The sequence below is a fragment of the Campylobacter troglodytis genome (assembly GCF_006864425.1).
In the GTDB taxonomy this organism is placed as follows: Bacteria; Campylobacterota; Campylobacteria; order Campylobacterales; family Campylobacteraceae; genus Campylobacter_D; species Campylobacter_D troglodytis.
The window spans coordinates 1-1,158 of record NZ_QHLI01000159.1; the positions used below are offsets into that span (position 1 = coordinate 1).

Annotated in this window: 1 protein-coding gene; it reads left to right on the forward strand. The window is 29.3% G+C overall.

The annotated features are described in order from the left end of the window. A partial coding sequence (locus DMC01_RS14100; RefSeq protein ID WP_185908961.1) for a Cj0814 family flagellar-dependent secreted protein occupies positions 1–976 on the forward strand: 976 nt, incomplete at its 5' end. Positions 977–1,158: the final 182 nt, after the last annotated feature.

The window sequence follows — 1,158 nt, forward strand, 5'->3', positions numbered from 1 at the left end:
AAAACTCTCAGTTAGAGAAAAAACAAATTCAAACGCTGTAAATTCAAATTCTAAAATCTCAAATTCAGCTAATGAAGTCTTAGGCTATAAGGTTGATAAAGAGGGCTATTTCACAGAAGAGTTCAACAAGGCTGCTGGAATTCCAAAGGATTATAAGATACATTCAAGCACTATGGAAAGTTTGGTTAGAGCAAAAACTCAAACCTTAGTCCCTTTTTATAGATTTTTTACAAGTGTAGATATAGCCAAAAGCATAGGCAATGCCTATAAAATCCTTTCACAAGTTGTAGGCGATGAAGTTTTAAATTCAAAAAATGATTTTACAAGCGATGATATAAAGTCTTTACAAAAAGCATTTACATATAACACAAAGACATTAGAACTAATGCAAACTGAAAGTTTAAATAGGTTTGAAAATGTTGAGGTAAAAGATATGGGTTTAAAAGAAAATGAAGCATTTTCATCTCTTTTTATCGATACTGATGAACCTCTAAATGGTAAAGAAAATTTGAATGTGGGAAGTTTTAGCACCACAGCAAACAAATACACAAACAAAGACGGCTCTATTTCAAAAGGTGGGCTTTTAATCGGCGTTTTAAATTCAAATCTTCACGCCATAGAAGGTGAAACAACAATTTGGGGTAAAATGCAAGGCTATGATAAAAATGCAGATTCAAAAGCTTTACGCAAATGGTTTAATGATGAACAGTTTCAAACCTTTCCCTTTGGTGATGAAAATTTTATGCCCTTAATGTTAGAAACTGACTTAGATGAATTTATGAGTAAATATGCTAAATATAAAGAAAAAAGACTAAAAGAACTTGAAGAAAATTCTTTCTCTATCGAAGATATGATAAGAGAAATGAAAAAGTATATAGAACTTATATTTGGCAAAAGCGATGAGCTAAGAAAAGAACTTGAAGAAGAACAAAAGAAACTCTTTACAAATGAGATAAGGCTTGATATAAAGGCATAAAAATTCTAAATTTTTAAGGTAACTTGTCGTTTTAGAATAGTAAAGTATGTAGTTTAAAAGTTTTTTATATTGTTAATATTTCATTAAACTTTAAATGTCTTTTAAGAAATTTCGTGTTAAATTCACAAGATTAAATTTAAAGGAGCAGATTATGTCAAAAACATTCTTTAAAGTTGCACTTT